The organism is Mesorhizobium sp. M2C.T.Ca.TU.002.02.1.1, from assembly GCF_003997225.1.
In genome coordinates, this window is record NZ_RZTO01000906.1 from 1 (window position 1) to 2,302 (window position 2,302).

General features: G+C 63.8%; 1 protein-coding gene. It reads right to left on the reverse strand.

Annotated features, from left to right (window positions below; translation table 11 throughout):
* A partial coding sequence (gene parC, locus EOD07_RS31245; RefSeq protein WP_127238029.1) for a DNA topoisomerase IV subunit A occupies positions 1-2,087 on the reverse strand: 2,087 nt, incomplete at its 3' end.
* Positions 2,088-2,302: the final 215 nt, after the last annotated feature.

Here is a 2,302-nt window from a genome sequence, read left to right on the forward strand (position 1 = left end):
CCGCCGTCCTTGTATTTCTGCAGCCGCACGCCCTTGCCGCGCGCCATCTCCGGGTTTTCGGCGAGCGGGAAGACCAGCATCTTGCGGTTCTCGCCGACAATGGCGAGATGGTCGCCCGAAACCGGAATGCAGCGCTTGGCCTCGTCCGGCGCCTTGACGTTCATCACCTGCTTGCCCTTGCGGGTATTGGCGACGACCTCTTCCTCCGAAACCACGAAACCGTTGGCGTCGTAGGAGACGAGCAGCAGCTTGCGCTTCGGATCATGGACAAAGGCGGTGACGATGTCCTGATCGTTCTCCATGTCGACGATGATGCGGATCGGCTCGCCATGGCCGCGCCCGCCCGGCAGCCGGTCTGCGCCGATGGTGTAGAACTTGCCGCCGGTGGTGAAGACCAGGATCTTGTCCGTGGTCTGGGCATGGAAGGCAAGCTTCAGGCTGTCGCCCTCCTTGAAGGCGAGCTGCGAGTAATCGGTCAGGTGGCCCTTCATGGCGCGCAGCCAGCCCTTTTCCGACACCACCACCGTCACCGGCTCGCGCTCGATCATCGCATGCGCGATGTCGGTCAGGTCATGCTCGGGCGCGTCGGCGAACTGGGTGCGGCGTCTGCCGAGCTCGGTCTCGGGGCCGAACTTGTCGCGAAGCTGGGCGACTTCCCACTTGATCGTCGCCCATTGCTTGGCGTCCGACGCCAGCAAGGCCTCGATCTGCTTCTTCTCGGCGGTGAGGCCGTCGAACTCCTTGCGGATCTCGATCTCCTCGAGCTTGCGCAGAGCGCGCAGGCGCATGTTGAGGATGGCTTCGGCCTGGTTGTCGGTGAGCGACCAGCGGGCCATCATCACCTGCTTGGGCTCATCCTCCTCGCGGATGATCCTGATGACCTCGTCGATGTTCAGATAGGCGATCAAGTAGCCGGCAAGGATTTCCAGCCGCTTCTCGATCTCGCCGAGCCGGTATTTCGAACGGCGGACCAGAACCTCGCGGCGGTGGTCGAGCCACTCCTTCAGCACGCCCTTGAGCGACAGGACGTTCGGCACCTTGCCGCGCGACAGCACATTCATGTTGAGCGGGAAACGGCTTTCGAGCTCGGTGAGCTTGAACAGCGATTCCATCAGGATGCCGGGATCGACGGTGCGGCTCTTCGGCACCAGCACGATGCGGATGTCCTCCGCGCTCTCGTCTCGGATGTCCTCGAGCAGCGGCAGCTTGCGCGCCATCAACAGCTCGGCGATCTTCTCGATCAGCCTGGCCTTCTGCACGCCGTAAGGGATCTCGGTGACGACGATGCTCCAGGTGCCCCTGCCCTGGTCCTCCTGGCCCCATTTGGAGCGCACGCGGAAACCGCCGCGGCCTGTCTCATAGGCCTCCAGGATCGAGGCGCGGCTGTCGACGATGATGCCGCCGGTCGGGAAATCCGGTCCCTGGACGAAATCCATCAGCTTCGCCACCGGCGCTTCCGGGTGCTCGATCAGATGCAGCGCCGCGTCGCAAAGCTCGGCGGCGTTGTGCGGCGGGATCGAGGTCGCCATGCCGACGGCGATGCCGGAGGAGCCGTTGGCAAGCAGGTTCGGGAAGGCGCCCGGCAGGACGGACGGCTCCTCGTCCTCTTCGTTGTAGGTCGGCCGGAAATCGACCGCATCCTCGGTGATGCCGTCAAGCAGCTCGGTCGCCACCTCGGTCATGCGCGCTTCGGTGTAGCGCATGGCGGCGGCGTTATCGCCGTCGATGTTGCCGAAATTGCCCTGCCCGTCGACGAGCGGGTAGCGCATCGAGAATTCCTGCGCGAGGCGCACCAAGGCGTCGTAGATCGACTGGTCGCCATGCGGATGGAACTTGCCCATCACGTCGCCGACGATGCGGGCGCATTTGGCAAAACCCTGATCGGGGTTGAGCCGCAAGAGCCGCATGGCATGCATGATGCGGCGATGGACCGGCTTCAGTCCGTCTCGCACATCCGGCAGTGCCCGGTGCATGATGGTCGACAGCGCATAAGCGAGGTAGCGCCGCTCGAGCGCTTCCTTCAGATCGACCGGTTCGATTTTGTCGCCACCGCCATTGTCATCGGGCGGCAAATGCCTCTTTCCCATGGATTTGGACTAGCCGAGCGGGTGATTCGCGGCAAGCGCCACGTGAGCATCGGCGCATTTCGCCGCTGCCCATAAGCGCAACTGGCGATGTGAAGGATTTCACGGAAGCGGCGCCGCGGCAGCTGCAATTTGCCGCCGATCTGCAACAGGCTGTGGCGGCTTCATCACGCCGGCCAACATCAATCCGTTACATGCGGCCGGTATCTGGCATGCAA